This is a genomic window from Streptomyces cahuitamycinicus (assembly GCF_002891435.1).
GTDB lineage: Bacteria > Actinomycetota > Actinomycetes > Streptomycetales > Streptomycetaceae > Streptomyces > Streptomyces cahuitamycinicus.
The window spans coordinates 1-4,191 of record NZ_POUC01000564.1 but is presented as its reverse complement, the minus strand read 5'-3'; the positions used below and the strand labels follow the sequence as shown (position 1 = coordinate 4,191).

Here is a 4,191-nt window from a genome sequence, read left to right as displayed (position 1 = left end):
GCGACACCCTGCGCCCCGACCGTCGGCGTGACACCGACCGTGACCGCGACCCCAGGGACACGCGCCCGGGCGACCGGCGCACGGACGACCGCCTGCGTGACGACGACCGCCGCCGAGACGAAGACCGGCGCCGGACCAACGACCGCAGGGACGACCGCCGCCGCGACACCGACAAGGACCGCCCCCGCCGCCGCCCGCTCCGCCGCGCCCGCCAGACCATCAAGTCGGCGGTGAACAGGGCTCGTCGCGCTGGCCGCAGGCTCTACGGCAAGGCTCGGCGCACCCTCGGCAATCGCCTGAACGACCGCCTGCGGCGGCTGCGGGACCGGTGGCGGCGCCGGAAGGAACACGGCAGGGATCGAGCTCGTGACCGAGGCCGGAATCGGCGACGCGAAGAGGAGCGTCAGCGGGAGAACAACGGCATCACGGACTTCGAACTGCCCAGGGTCCGGTTCCGCACGAAGGACGGCGATCCCCACACCCTCCTCTTCAACGGGAAGGGCAGGAGCGCCGACTTGGCCGTCCGCAGTGTCCTGCAGGCCATGGCCGGGTACTTCGGGGGCTGGGATACAGAGATCCAGGAACTCAGGGATCAGGGAAAGCCGGACCTCGCGGACGCCATGGCGGATCTCATTGCTGCCGCACGCCGCCAGGCACAAACGGTCGAAACCATGCAGAACTCCCTGCCCAAACCCCGCAACCGTCATGGCATCAGCCGGGGAACGCTGGGCGACGTGGCCTTCCAGCGTCGAATCGAGCGTCTCCGGGACGCCATGGAGCGCCTGGCGGAGCTGCTGGAGCAGCGGAATGCCGGCGACAAGGAGCCGCCGATGCCGGACACCGTCCTGCCGCCGTTCGCCGACGGGCCCATGGCTTTCAACTTCAAGGCCAGATTCATCAAGCAGAGCACCCCGAAGGGTACGGAGGCGGACGAGCGACGCAGTGCCCATCCGGTGGGCTGGAAGGAGCTGGAGAAACTCCCGGGTGGACGCTCCGAACGAGGTCGATTCTGGGTGCGCATGCACATGCTTCCGGCGAAGATCGGCGGACACTCGTCCACATCCAACCTCGTGCCCGCACTGGGAGCCATCAATACAAGGGCCATGGTGAAAATCGAGCATCCCGCTCAAGCGGCTCTCGGACACGTGGTAGAGCACGGAACGATTCCCGCCGACCCGGAAGACATGATCTGGTATCAGGTTTCCATTAATTACCGGGGACAGTTTCCAGGGTTTCCACGACGCGTGGGGGTGCGCTGGGGCGGCTACAAGGTGTCCGGCAACCAGTGGCAGGAGAAGAGCTCGACAAGCACTTGGGCGGAGAATTTCCCGGCTCCGAACATTGCAGCTGGATTCGATATCAAGAAGGCAAAAGCGGCCACAGTGAGAATGGTGACGCGGGTATCCGATAGCACTGCGCAGAAGATAGTCAAACTGCTTGCTGCCGCCCCCGGAAGCTATAACAGCGTTGATGACCTCGTCGGGGCTCTGTCCTCCGGAGCTGTGGGCCTAGCTGGGGAACCTGCTCAGCGGCTGCGAAAAGACCTCGCGAAGCTGATCGCTGCACGAGGGAAGATCAATTTCTGAGGTAGGGATATCAATGGAACCAACGGCTGCTGAACGTGCCTGGATCGATGTCTTCGAAGAGTTGAGGAACTGCCCCGACGTTCTCTTGGACATGGACACTATTGAGTTCCCCGACGGGGAGGTACCAGATGCGGATGCCGCTTTCGCGTCGCTCGCGGGGCAGGACGGTATCGTCCTCGATCCGTCGTTGAAAGAGTGTTATCTACGATTTTCGGATCTGGCCGCCGGTTGGGGAGCCGGAATGACCGAAGAGGATGAAGACCCGGTGTTCGCCGGGGAGTTCGATGTCATGCCCCTTGTTCGGGCGATTCGTGATTCCGCGCCGATCGAGCGCTCGCCCGATCCCTCGCCAGAGCGGCGGGAGTTTCTGTCCGAGCTCCGGGATTTCGACGTTACGAGCCTGTCGGGCACAGGAAAGGTCGCCTCGCTGCGTATCCGACAAGGCGTCGCGCACAACCCGGAGATATGGTTCAGTGACGGGCGTGGCGGTATCCATCAGATGGATATCGATCTGTGCGGTTATCTCGACGTCTTGCGGATCACCAAGGGAACGTTCGGCTGGCAGTACCTGTTCACAAACGTTTCCCTAGCTCATGACCGATTCGAGGTGAGCGTGCGATTCCTCAACGAAATGCTCCAGGTCTTCCCCGACTTGTTCCCCGCGCACAACTACGAGCCGTTGCGAGTCCGACTCGCCGAGCGTCTGCGCTAGATACGGACAGGAACCCATGACCCGCTACGCCGACATCCCCAAACCCATCCGCTCCGGCATCGTCGTCGTCAACCCCGACACCGGCACCCCGCAGCGCATCATCGTGCTGCAGTTCAACCCGGACACCCTGGAACGCAGCGTCAGCCCCCAGTCGGCCGGTGACAGCGGGGACGCCGGAGGCGGCGGCACCGGCAGCGGGGACCGCAACGAGGCTCTCCGCCTCAAGGGCCCCGCGCAGGAGACCTGGAAGTTCACCGCCGAGATCGACGCGACCGACCAGTTCGAGATCGCCGCGCCCGACGGGATCCACCCCCAGCTGGCAACCCTGGAAATGCTGGTGCAGCCCACCACCGCGCAACTGCGCGCCGCGAGCAGGCTGTCGCAGAAGGGCGCCATCGAGATCAGCCCGATCGAGATGCCGCTGACGCTGTTCACCTGGGGGAGCAAGCGGGTCATGCCGGTGCGGTTGACGGAGTTGTCCGTGAACGAGTCCGCCTTCGACGTGCATCTCAATCCCATCCGGGCCTCGCTCAGCATCGGGATGAAGATCCTCACCGTCAGTGATCTGCCGGCCGGGCATCGCGGTGCGGATCTCTACCTCGCGCACCTCGCCCAGAAGGAGCGGCTGGCCGCCTCCGCCCGGGGCGGCAGCCTCGGCACGCTGGGGCTCGGCGGCGGCATCGGGGCAGCGGCGAGCGCATCGATCAGGAGGGGCTGAGCCACACCATGGCCGACATCGAACCGTACGAGAGTGCCCTGGACGCCATCCCCGGGGCTCATCCGTATCCCCGCACCAGCAGGTACCACGACGCCGAGATCGGGATCCACCGCCGCCCCGACGGGAGTGAAGTCCGGTACACCAAGCGCCGGTTGCTGCCGCCCCTCGAGGACGACGGTCACCAGGAGGCCCAACCCCACGTCGTCGGCGCCGGGGAGCGGCCCGACCTGCTCGCCCAGCGCTACTTCGGCGATCCCGGTCAGTGGTGGCAGATCGCCGACGCCAACCCCGTACTGGATCCACGTGAGTTGACCGACGAGGCCGGGCGGATCATCGGCATACCGATCGCCGGCGGCTTCCCGCGGGGGGACCGGCGTGTTTGACCTGCCGGTGGGGCAGGGCCCCGTCCACATCACCCTCCTCATGGGGCCCAAGCTCGCCCGTCCCGTGCCCGCCGAGGTCACCGAGGCCCTGCTCTCCGCGCAGATCACCGCCACAGCGGGCGAGCGCAGCGGTTTTCAGCTCGCCTTCGACCTCACCAAGAACGGGATCATCAGCCGCCGGCTGCTGCCCGAGGGGTTCTTCGATCCGAAGACCCGCCTGATCGTGACCGTCAATGTGCGGGGCACGCCCGCCGTGCTCTTCGACGGGCTGGTCGTGCGTCAGGAAGTCGGCGCCAGCAACCGGCCCGGCCACTCCACCCTCACCGTCACCGGCGAGGACCTCACCCTGCTGATGGACCTGGAGGAGCGCACCGCCCGCTACCCCAACCTGCCGCCCTCCGAGCGGGCCCTCGCCATCCTGCGCCGCTACTCCGACTACGGCATCCGGCCCGACGTCTACACCGAGAAGGTCGCCCAGCCCCCGCACCAGGACCTGCGCGTGCACTACCAGACCGGGACCGACCTCCAGTACGTCACCGAGCTGGCCCGCGCCAACGGCTACACCTTTTACCTGGAGCCCGGACCCAACCCGGGTCAGTCCGCCGCCCGTTGGGGACCGGAGGTCCGGCTCGGCATCCGCCAGCACGCCCTCAACGTCAACATGGACGCCCAGTCCACCGTCGACCAGATGACGTTCGCCTACGACGGGACGGCCCGGGAAGAGCCGCAGGCACGGTGGCAGGACCCGGGCACCCGGCAGTCCACCCTGCTGCCGCAGCCGCCGATCAGCCC

The 4,191-nt window shown here is 66.6% G+C and carries 5 protein-coding genes; all 5 read left to right on the top strand.

Annotated elements, in window-relative coordinates; all coding sequences use genetic code 11:
• The coding region (locus tag C1J00_RS45705; protein WP_219728406.1) for a hypothetical protein at positions 1-1,586 on the top strand (1,586 nt) is incomplete at its 5' end.
• Positions 1,587-1,599: 13 nt separating this feature from the next.
• Positions 1,600-2,298 carry a hypothetical protein gene (locus tag C1J00_RS39290; RefSeq protein WP_102913659.1) on the top strand — a complete coding sequence of 233 codons (699 nt, stop codon included), beginning with the start codon at positions 1,600-1,602 and terminating at the stop codon, positions 2,296-2,298.
• A 16-nt stretch (positions 2,299-2,314) separates the two neighbouring features.
• On the top strand, positions 2,315-3,016 hold the full coding sequence (locus C1J00_RS39285) for a hypothetical protein (protein WP_102913658.1): 702 nt from the start codon (positions 2,315-2,317) through the stop codon (positions 3,014-3,016).
• An 8-nt stretch (positions 3,017-3,024) separates the two neighbouring features.
• Positions 3,025-3,399: a LysM peptidoglycan-binding domain-containing protein gene (locus C1J00_RS39280; protein WP_102913657.1), complete on the top strand. Its 375-nt coding sequence runs from the start codon at positions 3,025-3,027 to the stop codon at positions 3,397-3,399.
• Positions 3,392-4,191: hypothetical protein (locus C1J00_RS39275; RefSeq protein ID WP_102913656.1), on the top strand; the 800-nt coding region annotated here is incomplete at its 3' end. The genes C1J00_RS39280 and C1J00_RS39275, both read left to right, overlap by 8 nt.